The 21,480-nt window shown below is 59.2% G+C and carries 16 protein-coding genes; 13 read left to right on the top strand and 3 right to left on the bottom strand.

Annotated elements, in window-relative coordinates:
• Positions 1 to 669 precede the first annotated feature (669 nt).
• The 8 genes from PSH90_RS03945 (at position 670) to PSH90_RS03910 (ending at position 11,463) form a co-directional block, all read left to right on the top strand.
• Positions 670 to 2,295, top strand: a complete 1,626-nt coding sequence (locus PSH90_RS03945; protein WP_041477957.1) for an ABC transporter substrate-binding protein — start codon at positions 670 to 672, stop codon at positions 2,293 to 2,295.
• 302 nt (positions 2,296 to 2,597) lie between these two features.
• On the top strand, positions 2,598 to 4,196 hold the full coding sequence (locus PSH90_RS03940; RefSeq protein ID WP_305382216.1) for an ABC transporter substrate-binding protein: 1,599 nt from the start codon (positions 2,598 to 2,600) through the stop codon (positions 4,194 to 4,196).
• A 176-nt stretch (positions 4,197 to 4,372) separates the two neighbouring features.
• Complete coding sequence (locus tag PSH90_RS03935; RefSeq protein ID WP_305382215.1) at positions 4,373 to 5,809, top strand: OprD family porin; 1,437 nt, start codon at positions 4,373 to 4,375, stop codon at positions 5,807 to 5,809.
• A gap of 77 nt (positions 5,810 to 5,886) precedes the next feature.
• On the top strand, positions 5,887 to 7,482 hold the full coding sequence (locus PSH90_RS03930) for an ABC transporter substrate-binding protein (RefSeq protein WP_136491939.1): 1,596 nt from the start codon (positions 5,887 to 5,889) through the stop codon (positions 7,480 to 7,482).
• A 73-nt stretch (positions 7,483 to 7,555) separates the two neighbouring features.
• Complete coding sequence (locus PSH90_RS03925) at positions 7,556 to 8,566, top strand: ABC transporter permease subunit (RefSeq protein ID WP_016771720.1); 1,011 nt, start codon at positions 7,556 to 7,558, stop codon at positions 8,564 to 8,566.
• Between the two features lie 11 nt (positions 8,567 to 8,577).
• Positions 8,578 to 9,504 carry an ABC transporter permease subunit gene (locus PSH90_RS03920; RefSeq protein WP_016771721.1) on the top strand — a complete coding sequence of 309 codons (927 nt, stop codon included), beginning with the start codon at positions 8,578 to 8,580 and terminating at the stop codon, positions 9,502 to 9,504.
• 10 nt (positions 9,505 to 9,514) lie between these two features.
• Positions 9,515 to 10,483, top strand: a complete 969-nt coding sequence (locus PSH90_RS03915) for an ABC transporter ATP-binding protein (protein WP_016771722.1) — start codon at positions 9,515 to 9,517, stop codon at positions 10,481 to 10,483.
• Positions 10,483 to 11,463, top strand: a complete 981-nt coding sequence (locus PSH90_RS03910) for a peptide ABC transporter ATP-binding protein (RefSeq protein ID WP_041477953.1) — start codon at positions 10,483 to 10,485, stop codon at positions 11,461 to 11,463. The genes PSH90_RS03915 and PSH90_RS03910 overlap by 1 nt, the downstream gene beginning before the upstream one ends.
• 207 nt (positions 11,464 to 11,670) lie before the next feature.
• Here PSH90_RS03910 and PSH90_RS03905 read toward each other — a convergent pair whose 3' ends face one another.
• The 3 genes from PSH90_RS03905 to PSH90_RS03895 form a co-directional block, all read right to left on the bottom strand.
• A complete protein-coding gene (locus PSH90_RS03905; RefSeq protein ID WP_056782908.1) occupies positions 11,671 to 11,934 on the bottom strand; it encodes a hypothetical protein in 264 nt (87 codons plus the stop codon).
• Between the two features lie 159 nt (positions 11,935 to 12,093).
• Positions 12,094 to 13,275, bottom strand: a complete 1,182-nt coding sequence (locus PSH90_RS03900) for an MFS transporter (protein ID WP_305382213.1) — start codon at positions 13,273 to 13,275, stop codon at positions 12,094 to 12,096.
• Positions 13,276 to 14,091: 816 nt separating this feature from the next.
• Entirely contained in the window at positions 14,092 to 15,675 is a 1,584-nt protein-coding gene (locus PSH90_RS03895; RefSeq protein ID WP_039759481.1) for a peptide chain release factor 3, read from the bottom strand.
• Between the two features lie 357 nt (positions 15,676 to 16,032).
• Here PSH90_RS03895 and PSH90_RS03890 point away from each other — a divergent pair, with 357 nt between their 5' ends.
• From PSH90_RS03890 to PSH90_RS03870, 5 genes are all read left to right on the top strand, one after another.
• On the top strand, positions 16,033 to 16,722 hold the full coding sequence (locus PSH90_RS03890) for an ABC transporter permease (protein WP_172667905.1): 690 nt from the start codon (positions 16,033 to 16,035) through the stop codon (positions 16,720 to 16,722).
• 20 nt (positions 16,723 to 16,742) lie between these two features.
• Positions 16,743 to 17,636, top strand: a complete 894-nt coding sequence (locus PSH90_RS03885; protein WP_305382212.1) for a glycine betaine ABC transporter substrate-binding protein — start codon at positions 16,743 to 16,745, stop codon at positions 17,634 to 17,636.
• A gap of 13 nt (positions 17,637 to 17,649) precedes the next feature.
• Positions 17,650 to 18,303, top strand: coding sequence for an ABC transporter permease (locus PSH90_RS03880; RefSeq protein WP_039759484.1), 654 nt, complete (start codon positions 17,650 to 17,652; stop codon positions 18,301 to 18,303).
• Complete coding sequence (locus PSH90_RS03875) at positions 18,300 to 19,457, top strand: betaine/proline/choline family ABC transporter ATP-binding protein (protein ID WP_016771732.1); 1,158 nt, start codon at positions 18,300 to 18,302, stop codon at positions 19,455 to 19,457. The genes PSH90_RS03880 and PSH90_RS03875 overlap by 4 nt, the downstream gene beginning before the upstream one ends.
• 654 nt (positions 19,458 to 20,111) lie before the next feature.
• A complete protein-coding gene (locus PSH90_RS03870) occupies positions 20,112 to 21,275 on the top strand; it encodes a type III PLP-dependent enzyme (protein ID WP_016771733.1) in 1,164 nt (387 codons plus the stop codon).
• Positions 21,276 to 21,480 lie beyond the last annotated feature (205 nt).

Raw genomic sequence — 21,480 nt, 5'->3', positions numbered from 1 at the left:
AGGGATTGATCCGGGCGTGGGAGCGCAGCGACCGTCTGGCGCAGCCAGACACAGCGGAAGGAGGTGCAGCGAAGCAAACCGGAGCCGCTGCGCCCGGATCAGTCCCGGAGCGAAGGAACCCGAGCCTGCGAGGGCCGAACGCAGGAGCTAGCGTTTTGGGTTACCTTTTTGGCGTTTGAAAAAGGTGACTCGCCGTAAGGGCGAAACCGCCAGCCGCCATACCGCAAAAAACGGATATTCACCCAAACCAACCAACACCCTGGTCGGCCCAAAGGCCGCCAAGGTGCCACCAATCGAAACACCCAGTTGCACCAAGTAAAACTCCCCAATCCCTGCCCCAATCCACCCCACCAAAGCCCACCCCGAAAACCCCTCAACCCCGCCCATCCCCAAGGGTATAAATAAGTAACACCAAGCCCCACCCCAGCGCACCCGACACCTCCACCGCACCATTTCAGTGCCCCGAATGCACCGCAAAAACCACCCGCAAACGGTCAAATGCGTCAAAAGTTATACGGATGCGACATTAAGGTACGTTCGTGCCACCGTTTAACGCCGCCGACCGCTCTGGATCTTGCATTGGGTATGGGGCCTGCATAAGTATCCGCAGGCACGACTCACGAGGTCGTACCTCACAACTAAAAAATGACAACAAATCATGAGGCCAACATGCTTAAACACGCGGTCATTCCGTTTCTAGTCGGCGCAGGCTTGTTAGCCTCCGCACCTTTCGCCACCGCTGCGACTAACCTGGTGTTCTGCTCCGAAGGGAGCCCGGCCGGTTTTGATCCAGGCCAGTACACCACCGGAACCGACTTCGACGCCTCAGCCGAAACCATGTTCAACCGCCTGACCCAGTTCGAGCGCGGCGGCACCGCCGTGATTCCTGGTCTGGCGACCAAGTGGGACATTTCCGACGATGGCCTGACCTACACCTTCCACCTGCGTGAAGGCGTCAAGTTCCATACCACCCCGTATTTCAAGCCGACTCGTGAATTCAACGCCGACGACGTGCTGTTTACGTTCAACCGCATGATCAACAAGGACGACCCGTTCCGTAAGGCGTACCCGACCGAATTCCCGTACTTCACCGACATGGGGATGGACACCAACATCACCAAGATCGATAAAGTCGACGACCACACCGTCAAGTTCACTCTGAAAGAAGTCGACGCTGCGTTCATCCAGAACATGGCCATGAGCTTCGCTTCCGTGCAGTCCGCCGAATACGCAGCGCAACTGTTGAAAGAAGGCAAACCCGCCGACATCAACCAGAAGCCGATCGGCACTGGCCCGTTCGTATTCAAGAGCTACCAGAAAGACTCGAACATCCGTTACACCGGCAACAAGGACTACTGGAAACCTGAAGACGTGAAGATCGACAACCTGATCTTCGCCATCACCACCGACCCGTCAGTGCGTATCCAGAAGCTGAAAAAGAACGAGTGCCAGGTCACCCTGTTCCCGCGTCCGGCCGATCTGAAAGCGCTGAAAGAAGACAAGTCGCTGAAGATGCCGGATCAGGCTGGCTTCAACCTGGGCTACATCGCCTACAACGTGATGGACAAGGTCAAGGGCAGCAACGAGGCCAACCCGCTGGCTGACCTGCGCGTGCGTCAGGCGCTGGACATGGCCGTGAACAAGCCGCAAATCATCGATTCGGTTTACCAGGGCGCGGGCCAACTGGCCGTCAACGCCATGCCGCCGACCCAGTGGTCCTACGACACCACCATCAAGGATGCCAAGTACGACCCTGAGAAAGCCAAACAGCTGCTCAAGGAAGCCGGCGTCAAGGAAGGTACCGAGATCGTCCTGTGGGCGATGCCGGTGCAGCGTCCGTACAACCCGAACGCCAAACTGATGGCTGAAATGCTCCAGTCCGACTGGGCCAAGATCGGCTTGAAAGTGAAGATCACCAGCTACGAGTGGGGCGAGTACATCAAGCGCTCCAAAGGTGGCGAGAACCAGGCCATGATCATTGGCTGGAGCGGTGACAATGGTGATCCGGACAACTGGCTCAACGTTCTGTTTGGCTGCGACTCGCTGAGCGGCAACAACTTCTCCAAGTGGTGCGACAAGAAGTTCGACGGCCTGGTGAAAGAAGCCAAACGCACTACCGACCAGGGCAAGCGCACCGAGCTGTACAAACAGGCGCAACACGTCCTTAAAGATGCAGTTCCAATGACACCTATCGCTCACTCGACGGTGTATCAACCCATGCGCGCCAACGTGCAGGATTTCAAGATCAGCCCATTTGGCCTGAATTCCTTCTACGGCGTCAGCGTCAGCAAGTAAGACATTGCAACGGCGGCGTTTCTGACGTCGCCGTTGCTTTATCTACCGGGAAAAAAGGAAAAGGCCTACACCCAAATCCGCCGCAGATGATTGCTTCGGTATAGGCGCGTCGACTTTTCCTACGAGCATTAAGGCAATTACGTATTTACTGCCAGAGGCACGGTGCCTACCGTCGCGTACTGACCAGTGTCTGCGTGGGCCACCGGTTTTGCCGTACGTATTGGATTGAGCTCAATGCGACCAGAAAGTCCCGGGATCGGGATCCAGGTGCATTGCATAACACTAAAAAAAGAGGGAGCGTCATGCGCCATACCTTGGTTTTTTCCGCACTGTTGGGCGCCGGCCTGTTGGCCGCCACGTCTGCAAGCTACGCCGCCAGCGACAGCCTGGTGTTCTGCTCGGAAGGCAGCCCGGCGGGTTTCGATACCGCGCAATACACGACGGCCACCGACAACGACGCCGCCGAGCCGCTGTACAACCGCCTGGTGGAGTTCGAAAAAGGCGCGACCAATGTCGTACCCGGTCTGGCAACCAAGTGGGACATTTCCGAAGATGGCCTGAAATACACCTTTCACCTGCGTGAAGGCGTGAAATTTCACACAACCCTTTACTTCAAGCCGAGCCGCGATTTTAACGCCGACGACGTGCTGTTCACGTTCAATCGCATGCTCGATGCGCAACAGCCGTTCCGCAAGGCCTATCCCACCGAGTTTCCGTACTTCAACGGGATGAGCCTGAACAAGAACATCGCCAAGGTCGAGAAGACCGGGCCGCTGACCGTGGAGTTCACGCTCAACAGTGTTGACGCAGCGTTCATCCAGAACATCGCCATGAGCTTCGCCGCCATTCTGTCTGCCGAATACGCCGACAAGCTGCTGGCCGACGGCAAGCCGAGCGACATCAACCAGAAGCCGATCGGCACCGGGCCGTTCGTGTTCAAGAGCTATCAGAAAGACTCGAACATCCGTTACACCGGTAACCCGCAGTACTGGGATCCGAGCCGGGTCAAGCTGAAGAACCTGATTTTCGCGATCAACACCGACGCGTCGGTACGTGTGCAGAAGCTCAAGGCCAACGAGTGCCAGATCACCCTGCACCCGCGCCCCGCCGATGTTGAAGCGCTGAAGGCCGACCCGAAACTGCAACTGATTTCCAAGCCAGGCTTCAACCTCGGCTACATCGCCTACAACGTGCGCCACAAGCCGTTCGATCAACTGGAAGTGCGTCAGGCGCTGGACATGGCGGTGAATAAACAGGGAATTCTCAACGCTGTTTATCAAGGCGCCGGCCAACTGGCCGTCAACGCCATGCCACCAACCCAGTGGTCCTACGACGACACCATCAAGGACGCCGCCTACAACCCGGAAAAAGCCAAGGAACTGCTCAAGGCCGCCGGCGTGAAAGAAGGCACCGAGATCACCCTGTGGGCAATGCCGGTGCAGCGTCCGTACAACCCGAACGCCAAACTGATGGCCGAAATGCTCCAGTCCGACTGGGCCAAGATCGGTCTGAAAGTGAAGATCGTCAGTTACGAATGGGGCGAGTACATCAAGCGCACCAAGAACGGCGAGCACGACGTCAGCCTGATCGGCTGGACCGGTGACAATGGGGATCCGGACAACTGGCTGGGCACGCTGTACAGCTGTGACGCCATCGGCGGCAACAACTACTCCATGTGGTGCGATCCGGCTTACGACAAGCTGATCAAACAGGCCAAGGTCGTCACCGACCGCGACCAGCGCACCGTGCTTTATAAACAGGCCCAGCAATTGCTTAAACAGCAAGTGCCGATCACGCCTGTCGCCCACTCGACGGTCAACCAGCCGTTAAGCACCCGGGTCGAAGGATTCAAAGTCAGCCCGTTCGGCCGCAACGTGTTCTCGGGTGTCAGTATCGATTAAGCCAACCGATTAGCCGCAATGCTGAGGGGAGCCGTCTACTCCCCTCACGCAAGCGCTTTGCCTAAATTCGCCAATCCGGCTTTTTGCAAACGTTTGCGATGTGTGAACGAGTTCTAAACCAATAACCGGCATACCAAAAAAAGCCGGGATAAAAAGAAAGTAAAGGAGCTTCACCCATGAAACTGAGCAGCACCGCGATACTGGCCCTGGCCATCAGCAGCATCACCGCCACGGCTTATGCGGAAACCCAGAGCCAGGCGTTCACCCCGGTGACCGTCAACACCAAGAGCGCCCAGGCTGAGGCCACTGGGTTCGTCGAAGGACAGTCGATCACCGGTACGACACGTAACTGGTACGCCAACGAGCAACTGAAGCGCGGCGGCAAATTCTCCTATAAAAAAAATGGTTCTCCGGCCGAAACTGACCGTCGGATCAACTGGGTGCAAGGGACCATCGTCAAGTACAACTCGGGTTTCACCGAGGGCACTGTAGGTATCAGCACCGAAGTTGCGGCATATAACGCAATTGCGCTTGAACGTGATCGTGAAAATCTGGCTTCCGGAAATGGCGGCGCCCCAAAGACGGGCGTGGGATCGGGTAACAACCGCACCCTGACGCACAAGAATAACGGTGAAGCCGTAGATCAGTGGAGCAAGGTAGGCCTTGCCAACATCAAGGCGCGCGTTTCCAACACCACTCTGACTGCCGGTCGTATGAGCTTCAGCAGCCCGCAGGTCGACGTGATCGGCAACCGTGCACTGCCTTCGAGCTTCGAGGGTGTCTCCCTGCACAGTGAAGAGTTGAACAATCTGTCCTTCGACTTGGCCACTTTTGATCGCGTCTCGCCACGATCGGAACAAAGCCTGCAGAAATTCCGCGCCGAGTATGCCAACGGCCGTGTCGAATCCGACAAGGTCAACACCGCCGGTATCAGCTATCAGCCGCTCGAAAGTCTGAAAACCAGTCTATGGGGCACGCAAGTTGAAGATCTGTGGAACCAGTACTACTTCGGCGCCACCCATGAACTGGGTGACAGCAGCGTCCTCGCCCTGACTACCGGTTTCAACTACTACAAAACCGTCGACGAAGGTAAGAAGCTGCTGGGCGACATCGACAACGACACCTACTCGCTGTCGTTCGGACTGACCCACCAAGCGCATAACCTGACCTTCTCCTACCAGCAAGTAAACGGTAACGAGTACTTCGATTACCTGCACGAGACTAACGGTATCTACCTAGCCAACTCCCTGCTGTCGGACTTCAACGGCCCGAACGAGAAATCCTTCCAGGTTTCATACGCCATCAATATGGCCGAGTACGGTGTGCCGGGCCTGAAATTCAACATCTATCAAGCTCGCGGCTGGGGAATCGATGGCACGCACTACAACGGCAACAAAGGCGTTGAAGGCAAAGGCTACGACGGCATCCAGGAACAGGATGGCGAGCACCACTATGAATACGGCATCGGTGCGACCTATGCGGTACAAAGCGGTCCTCTGAAAGCCACCACGATTCGCGGCACCTACACAGCCCACCGTGCGAGCGAGTTCCAATCGGACGGCAACATCAACGAGTTCCGTCTCGTAACCACCATCCCGTTCAACATTCTGTAAAAACGCCAACCGACGGCTGACTCACGATGAGTCGGCCGTTCGGTTTTCTGTCTTCAACCGATTGCAGAGGGTTATCGATGAAAATGCTTCCCCTACGTGCGGCCATCGCGGCTGCGTTGCTGAGTGTCGCTGTCGGCGCTTCGGCCAAACCCTTGGTGGTCTGCACCGAAGCCAGCCCGGAAGGCTTCGATATGGTCCAGTACACAACTGCAGTCACGGCGGACGCTGTGGCCGAAACCATCTTCAATCGCCTGGCCGATTTCAAGCCCGGCACCACCGAAGTGATCCCGGCGCTCGCCGAGTCCTGGGACATCAGCGAAGACGGCCTGACCTACACGTTCCACCTGCGCAAAGGCGTCAAGTTTCACACCACCGAATATTTCAAGCCGACCCGCGACATGAACGCCGACGACGTGGTCTGGAGCTTCCAGCGTCAACTGGACCCGAATCACCCGTGGCACAAACTGTCGAGCGTGGGCTTCCCGTACTTTGAAAGCATGGGCTTCAAGGAACTGCTCAAAAGCGTAGAAAAAGTCGACGACAATACGGTCAAGTTCACCCTGACCCGTCGCGAAGCGCCGTTCCTGGCCGACATCGCCATGGCGTTCTCGTCGATCTACCCGGCCGAGTACGCCGACCAGTTGCTCAAGGCCAACAAGACCGGCGATCTTAACAACAAGCCGATCGGCACCGGCCCGTTTATCTTCCAGCGCTACGCCAAGGATGCGCAGGTGCGCTTCAAGGCCAACCCGGATTATTTCCGTGGCAAGCCACCGGCCGACGCGTTGATCCTGGCGATCGCCACCGACAACAACGTGCGCCTGCAAAAGCTCAAGGCCAACGAGTGCCAGGTCGCGCTGTATCCGAAACCGGATGACATCCCGAGCATCAAGAAAGACAGCAACCTGAAAGTCGACGAGCTGGACGCGATGACCGTTTCGTACATCGCCATGAACACCCAGCACAAGTACATGAGCGACGTACGCGTGCGCAAAGCCATCGACATCGCGTTCGACAAGGAAGCCTACGTCAACGCGCTGTTCGGCAAGGGTAACGCGTCGGTGGCGGTCAACCCGTACCCGCCGACCCTGCTCGGCTACAACCATGATCTGAAAAACCCGCCACGCGACCTCGACAAGGCGCGCGCCCTGCTCAAGGAAGCCGGGGTTCCGGAAGGCACTACCTTCACCCTGTTCACCCGTAACGGCGGCGGTCCGACCAACCCCAACCCGATGCTCGGTGCGCAGATGATGCAGGCTGACCTGGCGAAAGTCGGGATCAAGATCGACATCCGCGTGATGGAATGGGGCGAAATGCTCAAGCGCGCCAAGGCCGGCGAGCACGACATGGTCTCGGCCGGATGGGCGGGCGACAACGGCGACCCAGATAACTTCCTGACGCCTATGCTCAGTTGCGAGGCCGCCAAGAACGGCGAAAACTACGCACGCTGGTGCAACGAGAAATTCCAGGCACTGCTGGATGAAGCGCGGGCTAAAGTAGATCCGGCCGAACGCGCCGCGCTCTACGAACAGGCTCAAGTGCTGTTTAATCAGGACCAGCCATGGATCAGCATGGCCCATACTCGGATGTTCACTGCAATGCGCAACAATGTAGAGGGCTACCACATCAGCCCTCTCACCACTAATAACTTCGCCACCACCCAGGTGAAGTAGATAAGAAACGCCCGGTGCTCCTGACCTATGGAACACCGGGCACGCCTAACCGGCTGATGAGGTACCACACAAGATGTTTAGTTTTATTGCCCGCCGACTGGGGTTGTTGATCCCCACGTTTTTCGGCATCACCTTGCTGACTTTCGCGTTGATTCGCATGATTCCGGGCGACCCCGTGGAAGTGATGATGGGCGAACGTCGGGTCGACCCCGAAATGCACGCTCAGGCAATGGAACGCCTGGGGCTGAACAAGCCGCTGTATGCCCAGTATCTGGACTACATCGGCAAACTGGCCCAGGGCGATCTCGGTGAGTCGTTGCGTACCCGTGAAAGCGTGTGGACCGAGTTCACCTCTCTTTTCCCGGCGACCCTGGAACTGTCCATGGCCGCCCTGCTGTTCGCTGGCATCCTCGGCCTTCTGGCCGGGGTGATCGCGGCACTCAAACGAGGATCGCTGTTCGACCACGGGGTGATGGGCATCTCCCTCGCGGGCTATTCGATGCCGATCTTCTGGTGGGGCCTGATCCTGATCATGTTCTTCTCGGTGAGCCTGGGCTGGACCCCGGTGTCCGGGCGCATCGACCTGCTGTATGACATCGAGCCGAAAACCGGCTTCATGCTGATCGACACGCTGCTGGCCGATGACGTCGGCGCGTTCTTCGACGCCCTCCATCACCTGATCCTGCCGGCCATCGTGCTCGGTACCATTCCGCTGGCGGTAATCGCGCGGATGACCCGTTCGTCGATGCTCGAAGTGCTGCGCGAAGACTACATCCGCACCGCCAAGGCCAAAGGCCTGTCGCCGTCGCGCGTGGTGTTCGTGCACGGTCTGCGCAACGCACTGATTCCGGTGCTGACGGTTGTAGGTCTGCAAGTCGGTACTTTGCTGGCCGGTGCGGTCCTGACCGAAACCATCTTCTCCTGGCCCGGCATCGGTAAATGGCTGATCGAAGCCATCGGCGCCCGAGACTATCCGGTGGTGCAAAACGGCATCCTGTTAATCGCCTGCCTGGTGATTCTGGTCAACTTCGTGGTGGACATCCTCTACGGCTTTGCCAACCCACGCATCCGTCATCAGCGCTGAGGTCAATACCCATGAGCACTCCAACATCCTCAGTAGCCACCGCCACGTCCGCCGTGGATCAAAGCCTGCTGTACCCGTCGCCGTACAAAGAATTCTGGCAAGCGTTCTCGAAGAACAAGGGCGCCGTTGCCGGCCTGCTGTTCATGCTGCTGATCATCTTCTGCGCGATCTTCGCGCCGTGGGTCGCGCCGCATAATCCGAGCGAGCAATACCGTGACTTCCTGCTGACGCCGCCGGCGTGGCTCGAAGGCGGGCAGATGCAGTTCCTGCTCGGCACCGATGAACTCGGCCGTGACCTGCTGTCGCGTCTGATCCAGGGTTCGCGCCTGTCGCTGCTGATCGGCTTGTCGTCGGTGGTGATGTCGCTGATTCCGGGGATCCTGCTGGGTCTGTTTGCCGGTTTCTTCCCGAAAGTGGTCGGCCCGACCATCATGCGTCTGATGGACATCATGCTGGCCCTGCCGTCGCTGCTGCTGGCCGTGGCGATCGTCGCCATCCTCGGCCCTGGCCTGATCAACACCGTGATCGCGATTGCTGTGGTTTCCCTGCCGTCCTACGTGCGTCTGACCCGTGCCGCCGTCATGGGTGAACTGAACCGCGACTACGTCACCGCCGCGCGTCTGGCCGGTGCCGGTCTGCCGCGTCTGATGTTCATCACCGTGCTGCCCAACTGCATGGCGCCGCTGATCGTACAGGCAACCCTGAGCTTTTCTTCGGCGATTCTCGATGCCGCCGCACTGGGCTTCCTCGGCCTCGGCGTACAACCGCCAACCCCTGAGTGGGGCACCATGCTGGCCTCGGCCCGCGACTACATCGAACGCGCCTGGTGGGTGGTGAGCCTGCCTGGTCTGACCATTTTGCTCAGCGTGCTGGCAATCAACTTGATGGGCGACGGCCTGCGCGATGCGCTGGACCCGAAACTCAAGAACGCCGCCTGAGGAGATTCAAATGTCACTGCTAGAAATCAAGAATCTCAACGTCCGCTTCGGCGACAAGACCGCGACCCCGGTGGTCGACGGCCTCGACCTGAAAGTCGACAAAGGCGAAGTATTGGCCATCGTTGGCGAGTCGGGTTCGGGTAAATCTGTGACCATGATGGCGCTGATGGGCCTGATCGAGCACCCCGGCATCGTCACCGCTGACTCGCTCAGCTTCGACGGCAAGGACATGCTCAAACTGAGCAACCGTCAGCGTCGGCAGATCGTCGGCAAAGACCTGTCGATGGTCTTCCAAGACCCGATGACCGCGCTGAACCCGAGCTACACCGTCGGTTTTCAGATCGAAGAAGTGCTGCGCCTGCACCTGAAAATGTCCGGCAAGCAAGCGCGCAAGCGTGCCATCGAACTGCTGGAAAAGGTCGAGATCCCGGGCGCCGCCAGCCGCATGGACGCCTATCCGCATCAACTGTCTGGCGGTATGAGCCAGCGCGTCGCGATCGCCATGGCGATTGCCGGCGAGCCGAAACTGTTGATCGCCGACGAACCGACCACGGCGCTGGACGTAACGATTCAGGCGCAGATCATGGATCTGCTGCTGGCGTTGCAGAAAGAACAGAACATGGGCCTGGTGCTGATCACTCACGACCTCGCGGTCGTGGCGGAAACCGCCCAGCGCGTCTGCGTGATGTACGCCGGTCAAGCCGTGGAAGTCGGTCAGGTGCCGCAACTGTTCGACATCCCGGCGCACCCGTACAGCGAAGCGCTGCTCAAGGCGATTCCCGAGCACAGCCTCGGCGCCTCACGCCTGTCGACCCTGCCGGGCATCGTCCCGGGCCGTTATGACCGTCCGCAGGGTTGCCTGCTGTCGCCGCGCTGCCCGTATGTGCAGGACAACTGCCGCACCCAGCGTCCGGGCCTTGATCCGAAAGCCAACAGCCTCGCCCGCTGCTTCTACCCGCTGAACCAGGAGGTGGCGTAATGGCCGTCGTACTTACCGCCCGCGACCTGACCCGTCACTACGAAGTCTCCCGTGGCCTGTTCAAGGGCCACGCCACCGTGCGCGCGCTTAACGGCGTGTCGTTCGAACTGGAAGCCGGCAAGACCCTTGCCGTGGTAGGCGAATCGGGCTGCGGCAAATCCACCCTCGCCCGCGCCCTGACCCTGATCGAAGAGCCGTCGTCGGGTTCGCTGCAGATCGCCGGCCAGGAAGTCGCCGGCGCCGACAAGGCCGAGCGCAAGCAACTGCGCAAAGACGTGCAGATGGTGTTTCAGAGCCCGTATGCGTCGTTGAACCCACGGCAGAAAATCGGTGATCAATTGGCCGAGCCGTTGCTGATCAACACCAAGCTGTCGGCCAGCGAACGTCGCGAGAAAGTCCAGGCGATGATGAAGCAGGTCGGCTTGCGGCCCGAGCATTACCAGCGCTATCCGCACATGTTCTCCGGCGGTCAGCGCCAGCGTATCGCTCTGGCGCGGGCAATGATGCTGCAACCGAAAGTGCTGGTCGCGGACGAACCGACTTCGGCACTGGACGTATCGATTCAGGCCCAAGTGCTGAACCTGTTCATGGATTTGCAGCAGGAGTTCAACACCGCCTACGTGTTCATCTCGCACAACCTCGCGGTGGTGCAGCACGTGGCCGATGACGTGATGGTGATGTACCTCGGCCGCCCGGTGGAATTGGGTCCGAAGAACGACATCTACGAACGCCCGCTGCACCCGTACACCCAGGCGCTGTTGTCGGCGACCCCGACCATTCACCCGGACCCGAACAAGCCGAAAATCAAAATCGTCGGCGAACTGCCCAACCCGCTGAACCCGCCACCGGGCTGCGCTTTCCACAAGCGCTGCCCGTACGCGACCGAACGCTGCAGCACGGAAGAACCGCTGTTGCGTGAGCTGGATAATCGGCAGGTGGCCTGCCACTACGCCGAGCAGTTTCTCGACGGCGCGGCGTAGGCCCACGAAATATCTCATGTGGGAGCGAGCCTGCTCGCGAAGGCGTCATTTCGGTCAACATCATCGGTGACTGATTAACCGCTTTCGCGAGCAGGCTCGCTCCCACAGGGAATTCGTGTTGATTCAAGAGTTCACGCGATAACAAAACCCCTTCCACCTCCATTGCGCATCAGTCGAGGCAGAAGGGGTTTTTCTTTGGCCGGCGATCTATGTCTGGCTATCGCCTTCGTCACCCGGATCATCGGTGTCCGGCTCGTCGGTCGTCGAGTCATCATCTTCGGCGCTGCCACCCTGATTCATATCCCCCGGCTCCGACTCGGATTTGGCCAGCATCAGCCCGCTATGCCCGACCTGCCCATTGAACGCCTGAGATTCGTGATCCTCGCACTCGGCCCAGGCCGTTGCCGTGCCGAGGGACAGCATCACCATCACTTTCAACAACATCAAAACCCGTAGCAATCTGCTTTTCATGGCCGACTCCATCCTGTTGCGCTAAGACATGCTTGCCGGACTGGCTCCGTGTGAAATCTAGTTGCGATCCGACCGGCTCACCACTTAGGACGCGACCGCGCAGGCAGAAATGCCATCGACCGCCAGATTGCTTTCGAATAATCCCGATAACCGAATCAGCTAAGCGCCGCGTGTGGCCTGCCAGGTCAGTGGAATGGAAATCAGCACCAGCAGCGCGCTCATCAACCAGACACTGTGCCCGCCAAACTGGCCATACAGCTGACCGCTGAGCACCGGCGACAACAGCGCGCTGGCACTCCAGCTCATGAAGAACAGCCCGAAGTACTGACCGCTCTTGCCGCTCTGCGCAAAGTGCATCGCCAGCACATTCAGTGGCGGCATGAACAGCGCCTCGCCCAGCGTCCAGATCAGCGTCGACAGACAGACAAAAGCCAAGCCGGAACCGAACGGCAACATGCCCAGCCCACAGGCCAACAGGACACTGCCAACGAGCATCTGCCAACGCGAGCCCCAGCGTTCGACCGAGTGCGACAGCGGGATTTGTAAAGCGATCACCAACAGCGCATTGAGCCCGAACTGCCAGCCGATCGCCTCTGTGCTCAGGTGGTAGTAGTCACGCAGATAATTACCCAGCGTGCTGTAGACCGTGTCGAACGCGATGCCGAGCACGGCCGTCGCCGCCAGCAACCAGAGGAACGGCTTGTCGCGAAGCGGCACGCTCGAGCCATCGGCGGATTCGTCTCCAACCACCAGCACCGGCCGCCGCCACGTCGTGCGCGCGAACCACAGCAACGCCAGCATCGTCATCGCTGCACTGGCAAAAAACACCCAACGAAAATCCGCCTGCGCCAACACCCCACCCGCCACCCCGGCAGCGGCCATGCCGAGATTACGCGCGACCCGACTCAGGGCCTGCGCACGCGAGCGTTGCGCGACTTCGCAATACTCCATGATCAGCCGCTGATGCAACGTCCGAATCGCCCCATCGATGACACCGCTAAGCAATAGCAAACCGGCGAGCCAAGGCACCTGCGTCACCAGCCCCAACAGCATCAACACCCACACCGAAACGAAAAACAACGCCGCCGTCAGCCGCGCCGTGCGCACATGATCACTGAGCCAGCCACCGAGCATCGAACCGACCAACAACCCCGCGCCATAGGCCGAAAGCAACCAGCCAACGGTTTCAATCGCCAGCCCCAGTTCCTGACGCAGGTACAGCGCCATGAACAACTTGACCATGGCGCTGAGGCGGTTGATGAACAACAGAGCCGCGAGGACCCAGGCCATGGGGGTGAAATAGCCGTTGGGGCGCAGGAGTTGGGTCAGTCCTTTGAGCATGTAACGTCCGATGGGCGCGAGGGTTTGATGAACAGTAGACGGCTTGGATTGGAATGTCGTGGGGGTGAGGTCAGCGGAAGTAAAAGCAGAGCATGGCTACGACGTAGAGGGAAAACGCCTTACGGAAAAATCGCCGCGCCCGGATTCAACTTGATTTTTCACGCGGCGTTAAAGATCAAAAGCCCCTCACCCTAACCCTCTCCCGGAGGGAGAGGGGACTGACCGGGTCGCTTGGGCAAGGTACGCCGACCTGAAATACCGAGCCGAACTCGGGATTTGAACAGATCATCAATCGGCCCCCTCTCCCTCGGGAGAGGGCTGGGCGGGCGGCGTTCCGATGAGGGGCGAATCCAACACAGATCCAAAGCAGACCACACGCTTCTCGCCACTCAAAACAATGAGCGCAAGCTCGAGTGCTTTTGATCTTGACTCACCGGCGACGTCGGAAGGCTGAGTGGAGGGATTGATCCGGGCGTGGGAGCGCAGCGACCGTTCGACGAAGTCGAACACAGCGGAAGGAGGTGCAGCGAAGCAAACCGGAGCCGCTGCGCCCGGATCGATCCCGGAGCGAAGGAACCCGAGCCTGCGAGGGCCGAACGCAGGAGCAAGCGTTTTTTGCTTACTTTTTTAGGCGCTTGTAAAAAAGTAAGTCGCCGTAAGGGCGAAACCGCCAGCCGCAGCCCCCGCAGCAACGGATATTCACCCAAAACCCCAAGAACATGGTCGGCCCAAAGGCCGCCAAGACCAAAACCGGCAGCCCATAAAAAAGCCCCCAAGGCCTACACCTCAGGGGCTTTCAGAAAAACACCTCAAACCTTAATGATGCTCACGCGTCGCGCGGAATTTCACATCCGGCCACCGCTCTTCCATCAACGCCAGATTCACCCGCGTCGGCGCCAGGTAAGTCAGGTGACCACCGCCATCGAGCGCGAGGTTCTCCACCGCCTTGTTGGAAAACTCCTCAAGCTTCTTCTTGTCGTCGCACTCGATCCAGCGCGCCGAATACACAGTGATCGGCTCATACGAGCACTCGACCTTGTATTCCTCTTTCAAACGGCTGGCGACCACATCGAACTGCAGCACACCGACGGCGCCGAGAATGATGTCGTTGCTGCGCTCGGGGAAGAACACCTGCGTCGCGCCCTCTTCCGCCAACTGCTGCAGGCCCTGACGCAATTGCTTGGACTTCAGCGGATCACGCAGACGCACGCGACGGAACAGTTCCGGGGCGAAGTGCGGAATACCGGTGAAACCGAGGACTTCGCCTTCGCTGAAGGTGTCGCCGATCTGGATCGTGCCGTGGTTGTGCAGGCCGATGATGTCGCCAGCGTAGGCTTCTTCGAGCTGTTCACGCTCGGAAGAGAAGAACGTCAGGGCGTCGCCGATGCGCACGTCCTTGCCGGTACGCACGTGGCGCATCTTCATGCCTTTTTCGTACTTGCCGGAGCAGATACGCATGAAGGCGATGCGGTCGCGGTGTTTCGGGTCCATGTTCGCCTGGATCTTGAAGATGAAGCCCGAGAACTTCTCTTCCACCGGCTCGACGGTACGCTCATTGGCCACACGGGCCAGCGGACGCGGCGCCCAATCGACGACAGCATCGAGCACGTGGTCGACACCGAAGTTGCCCAATGCGGTACCGAAGAACACCGGGGTCAGTTGGCCGTCGAGGAATTCCTGCTGGTTGAATTCGTGACAGGCGCCCTGCACCAGTTCCAGCTGCTCGATGAAACGATCGTACTCGTCGCCCAAGTGCGCGCGCGCCTCGTCGGAGTCGAGTTTCTCGATGATCTTGGTTTCGGTGCGCTCGTGACCATGACCGGCGGTGTAAACGATGATGTAGTCGTCGGCCAGGTGATACACGCCCTTGAAATCGCGGTAGCAACCGATCGGCCAGGTGATCGGCGCAGCCTTGATCTTCAGAACGGCTTCGATCTCGTCGAGCAGTTCGATCGGGTCGCGGATGTCACGGTCGAGTTTGTTGATGAAGCTGACGATCGGCGTGTCACGCAGACGGCAGACGTCCATCAGCGCAATGGTCCGTGGCTCTACACCCTTACCGCCGTCGAGCACCATCAAGGCCGAGTCCACCGCTGTCAGGGTGCGGTAGGTGTCTTCGGAGAAGTCTTCGTGGCCCGGGGTGTCGAGCAGGTTGATCATGTGTTCGCGATAGGGGAACTGCATGACCGACGTGGTAATGGAAATACCCCGCTGCTTCTCCATCTCCATCCAGTCGGATGTCGCATGGCGATCGGATTTACGGGATTTCACCGTACCGGCCACTGCAATCGCCTTGCCCATCAACAGGAGCTTTTCGGTGATCGTGGTTTTACCGGCATCGGGGTGGGAAATAATGGCGAAAGTGCGGCGTTTCGCGACTTCGGCGGCCTGTTGGGTCATGGGAAATCGCCTGGCGGTGATTCAAAAAAGGGCCGCGATTATAGCCCAACTCGATGCAATAACCGAACCGTTGAGCACATTAAGGGTGGCCAAATGCTGCCGCAGATGGGAACCTTTTAAAGCACGGAGACGTCCATCCCCTGTTACGAACTTTCGTCAGGGGCTGAAAAATCAGCAAGTTAGCCTGACGAGGCTGCGCTCATGGCTCGCTTTCGCACCGCTTGGCCGGTGCTGGAAAACGGCTACTTTTCGCGAACGCTGACTCCGGCAGCCAGGAATGGCTTGCCACGCGGAGCAGCGCTCGCCGACTACAAAAAAAGGAGTCCGCCTGTGGCTATCCGCTATGGCAAAGGGCTGATGGGAGGTGCGGTGGTGATCGCGCTCCTGGCCCTGCTGGTCCACTGGATCGGCATCAACACGATCGAACACTACCGCGACGATTTGTTGTTTTACCTGCAAGCTCATCTGATTCTCGTCCTCGCTTCCATGCTGGCCGCCCTTGTCGTGGGCATTCCCGCCGGTATCTTCCTCAGCCGCCCGACCATGGTCGGCCGCGCCGAACGCTTCATGCAGATCTTCAATATCGGCAATACCGTGCCACCGCTGGCCGTGCTCGCGATTGCGCTGGGCATCCTCGGCATCGGCAGTGGTCCGGCAATCTTCGCGCTGTTCCTCGCCTCGCTGTTGCCGATTGTGCGCAACACCTATGAAGGCCTGAAAAATGTTCAGGGCTCGCTGAAAGAAGCCGCTGTCGGCATCGGCATGACGCCGCGCCAAGTGCTGTGGAAAGTCGAATTGCCCAACGCCGTGCCGATCATCGTCGGTGGCGTGCGTGTCGCACTGGCGATCAACGTCGGCACCGCGCCGCTGGCGTTCCTGATCGGCGCCAACAGCCTCGGCAGCCTGATCTTCCCCGGCATCGCCCTGAACAATCAGCCGCAACTGCTGCTCGGCGCCGCGTGCACCGCGCTGTTGGCGCTGTTGCTCGATGGCGTGGTCACCCTTGCCAGCCGCCTATGGCTGGAACGCGGTCTGCGCCCGTCTTAAGGCTTTGCGAAGGAATATTTATGAAACGACTTAGCTTGATCTTAGGCTGCGTCCTGCTGTTCGCAGGAATCGCGCAAGCCGCTGAAAAACCGGTCATCCGCCTCGGCGCCCGGGTCTTCACCGAGCAGACTCTGCTCGCGGAAATCACCGCGCAATACCTGCGCAGCAAAGGCTACGACGCGCAGATCACCGGTGGGCTGGGCAGCAACCTCGCCCGCAGCGCCCACGAAAGTGGCCAGCTGGACATGCTCTGGGAATACACCGGCGTGTCGCTGGTGGCCTACAACCATGTCACGGAAAAACTCGACAGCGCGCAGTCCTACGCCCGGGTGAAAGAACTCGACGCGAAAAAAGGCCTGGTCTGGCTGACCCCGTCGAAATTCAGCAACACCTATGCCCTCGCCCTGCCGAAAAAGGTCGCCGAGGAGTACCCGCAGATCGGCAACATCAGCCAGCTCAACGAAGTGCTGCGCGCCGAGGCCAAGACCAACCACCTGGTGGCGCTGGATACCGAGTTCGCAAACCGCTCCGACGGTCTCGACGGCATGGTCAAGCTCTACGACATGAACCTGACCCGCAAGAACATCCGCCAGATGGACGCCGGCCTGGTCTACACCGCGCTACGTAACGGTCAGGTGTTTGCCGGTCTGGTCTACACCACCGATGGCCGCCTCAATGCCTTCGGCCTGAAATTGCTGGAAGACGACAAGCATTACTTCCCCGACTACACCGCCGCTCCCGTGGTGCGTCAGGCCACGCTGGACGCCAACCCGAAACTGGCCGAACAACTCAAGCCGCTGGCCGAACTGTTCGACGACGAAACCATGCGCCAGCTCAACGCGCGGGTCGACGTCGACCACGAAAGCCCATCGTCCGTTGCCGCCGATTTCCTGCGCCAGCATCCACTGAATTAAGAGAGGAGAAGTCATGGAATTTCTGAACGCCTTTTCCCATCTCGACTGGCAGCAGGTGATGCACCTGACCTGGCAGCACATCACTCTGGTCGGCATCGCCGTGACCCTGGCGATCGTCATCGGCGTGCCGCTGGGCATCCTGATGACACGCTTTCCCACCCTCGCCGGCCCGCTGCAAGCCAGTGCCACGGTGCTGCTGACCGTGCCGTCGATCGCCCTGTTCGGTCTGCTGCTGCCGTTCTATTCCAAGTTCGGCCAGGGCCTGGGGCCGCTGCCGGCGATCACCGCCGTGTTCCTTTATTCGCTGCTGCCGATCATGCGCAACACCTACCTCGCCCTGACCGGCGTTGAACCGGGCATCCGCGAAGCCGCGCGCGGCATCGGCATGACCTTCGGCCAGCGCCTGCGCATGGTCGAACTGCCGATTGCGGTGCCAGTGATCCTCGCTGGCGTGCGCACCGCCGTGGTGATGAACATCGGCGTGATGACCATCGCCGCCACCATCGGCGCCGGCGGCCTCGGTGTGTTGATCCTCGCCTCCATCAGCCGCAGTGACATGTCGATGCTTATCGTCGGCGCGCTGCTGGTCAGTCTTCTGGCGATCTTCGCCGACCTGTTTCTCCAATGGCTGCAACGCTCGTTGACTCCAAAAGGACTCCTGAAATGATCGAACTTCAAAACCTCAGCAAAACTTTCCAAAGCAACGGCAAAGATGTCAAAGCCGTGGATTCGGTAAGCCTGACCGTCAATGAAGGCGAGATCTGCGTGTTCCTCGGGCCATCGGGTTGCGGCAAAAGCACCACGCTGAAAATGATCAACCGCCTGATCAAACCGACTTCGGGCAAGATCCTCATCAACGGTGAAGACACCACCGATCTCGACGAGGTGACCCTGCGCCGCAACATCGGCTACGTGATCCAGCAGATCGGTCTGTTCCCGAACATGACCATCGAAGAAAACATCGTCGTCGTGCCGAAACTGCTCGGTTGGGACAAGCAGAAATGCCACGACCGCGCCCGCGAGCTGATGAGCATGATCAAGCTTGAGCCCAAGCAGTATCTGCATCGCTACCCGCGTGAATTGTCCGGTGGTCAGCAACAGCGTATCGGTGTGATCCGCGCCTTGGCCGCTGATGCGCCGCTGCTGTTGATGGACGAGCCGTTCGGCGCGGTCGACCCGATCAACCGCGAGATGATCCAGAACGAATTCTTCGAGATGCAACGCGCGCTGAACAAGACCGTGATCATGGTCAGCCACGACATCGACGAAGCGATCAAGCTGGGCGACAAGATCGCCATTTTCCGCGCCGGCAAACTGCTGCAGATCGACCACCCGGACACCCTGCTCGCGCATCCGGCGGATGATTTCGTCAGCAATTTCGTCGGTCAGGACAGCACGCTCAAACGCCTGCTGTTGGTGAAAGCCGAAGACGCGGCGGACAACGCGCCGTCGGTCAGCCCGGAAACGCCAGTGGCCGATGCGCTGGAATTGATGGACGAGCACGACCGTCGCTACGTGGTGGTCACCTGCGCCGAGAACAAGGCGCTGGGGTACGTGCGCCGTCGCGACCTGCATCGTCAGACCGGCACCTGCGCGCAGTTCCTGCGTGAGTTCAACGCCACCGCAGCGTACGACGAGCACCTGCGCATCCTGTTGTCGCGCATGTACGAGTTCAACCGCGCCTGGCTGCCGGTGATGGATGCCGAACGGGTATTCCTCGGTGAAGTGACGCAGGAGTCGATTGCGGCATACCTGAGTTCGGGACGTTCACGGGGGATGAAGACCAGTATCGTCTCGCCGGCTGAGACCGTGGTCGCGTAAACCATCTACGCGGTTGAAACCCGATCCCTGTGGGAGCGAGCCTGCTCGCGAAAGCGCAATATCAGTCGACGCTGATGGCGGCTGTGAAAATGCCTTCGCGAGCAGGCTCGCTCCCACAGGATCTACGTAATTTTGTTGATCTTCACTGGGTGACAAAGAATCTCAACAGCCTCTCCTGCAAGAGCGTCGTCAATTCAGCTTCTTCAAGGTTCAAATCCCCCTTCAAAAGACTCTCTCGCTGCCAACGTCGCCGATGTTGCCGCCATCACACTTACCAACGATCTAGCCGACAAAAGCCACGAACGTGCAGGTATTTTTAACACTCGAAAATTCGCCGGGAACATCTGCCCGTCATCTCGGTCGGGTAGAAGGAGTGATGAACGCGACGCACGTCAGAAGCGTGCAAAAACGCGACATTTTTAGTTGATCTCGCGCCCCTCACGCCCTAAAGTTCGCGCCGAACGTCCATGCTGGAAACGATCCATCCGGCTCAAGTACTGACGACGAGACAGCAAGGCCAAGGGATAGCTGCACATCTCTGGGCCTTTTTGCTTTCGGCGGCAATGCCTTGGGAAGTAGGCGAACCAAAGTGGGGATACGGAGGGCGTTCATGCACCCATTGTTTTTACGAGTTTGCCCATAGGAGCACCCAGCATGTCGATCCAGGTCGAAGACTATTTCGCGCGCGCTACATTCGACAAAATGAAGGCGTTCGCCGACAAACAGGAAACCCCGTTCGTGGTGATCGACACCGCGATGATCGCCCAGGCCTACGATGACCTGCGCGCCGGTTTCGAATTCGCCAAGGTCTACTACGCGGTCAAGGCCAACCCGGCCGTCGAGATCATCGACCTGCTCAAAGACAAGGGTTCGAGCTTCGACATCGCCTCGATCTACGAGCTGGACAAAGTCATGGATCGCGGCGTCAGCCCGGACCGTATCAGCTACGGCAACACCATCAAGAAATCCAAGGACATCCGCTACTTCTACGAGAAAGGCGTGCGTCTGTTCTCCACCGACTCCGAAGCCGACCTGCGCAACATCGCCAAGGCTGCACCGGGTTCGAAAGTCTATGTGCGCATCCTCACTGAAGGCTCGACCACTGCTGACTGGCCGCTGTCGCGCAAGTTCGGCTGCCAGACCGACATGGCCATGGACCTGCTGATCCTCGCTCGCGACCTCGGTCTGGTGCCGTACGGCATCTCGTTCCACGTCGGCTCGCAACAGCGCGACATCAGCGTCTGGGACGCGGCGATCGCCAAGGTCAAAGTAATCTTCGAGCGTCTGAAAGAAGAAGACGGCATTCACCTGAAGCTGATCAACATGGGCGGCGGCTTCCCGGCCAACTACATCACCCGCACCAACAGCCTGGAAACCTACGCCGAAGAGATTATTCGCTTCCTCAAGGAAGATTTCGGTGACGACCTGCCGGAAATCATCCTCGAGCCGGGCCGTTCGCTGATTGCCAACGCCGGTATTCTGGTCAGCGAAGTGGTGTTGGTTGCGCGCAAGTCGCGCACTGCTGTCGAGCGTTGGGTTTACACGGATGTGGGCAAGTTCTCCGGCCTGATCGAAACCATGGACGAAGCGATCAAGTTCCCGATCTGGACCGAGAAGAAAGGCGAGATGGAAGAAGTCGTCATCGCCGGCCCGACCTGCGACAGCGCCGACATCATGTATGAGAACTACAAGTATGGCCTGCCGCTGAACCTGGCGATTGGTGATCGTCTGTACTGGCTGTCGACCGGTGCGTACACCACCAGTTACAGCGCGGTCGAGTTCAATGGCTTCCCGCCGCTGAAGTCGTTTTACGTTTAAGAGGCAGCGGCAAGTTTCTAGCTGCTAGCTGCAAGTGAAAAGCCCATGACGTGTCATGGGCTTTTTTGTGTCTGTGCGTTCGACTTGAAGTTTTGCGGGGTACTTGAAACCGAGGCCCCTCACCCCAGCCCTCTCCCAAGGGAGAGGGAGCCGACCGAGGTGTAGCGCATCATGCACCGACCAGAAGGATCGAGTCGATTATGGA

Source organism: Pseudomonas sp. FP1762, from assembly GCF_030687105.1.
Lineage (GTDB): Bacteria > Pseudomonadota > Gammaproteobacteria > Pseudomonadales > Pseudomonadaceae > Aquipseudomonas > Aquipseudomonas siliginis.
Note: the sequence above shows the minus strand (reverse complement) of the source record. Positions and strands in the feature narration are given on the sequence as shown.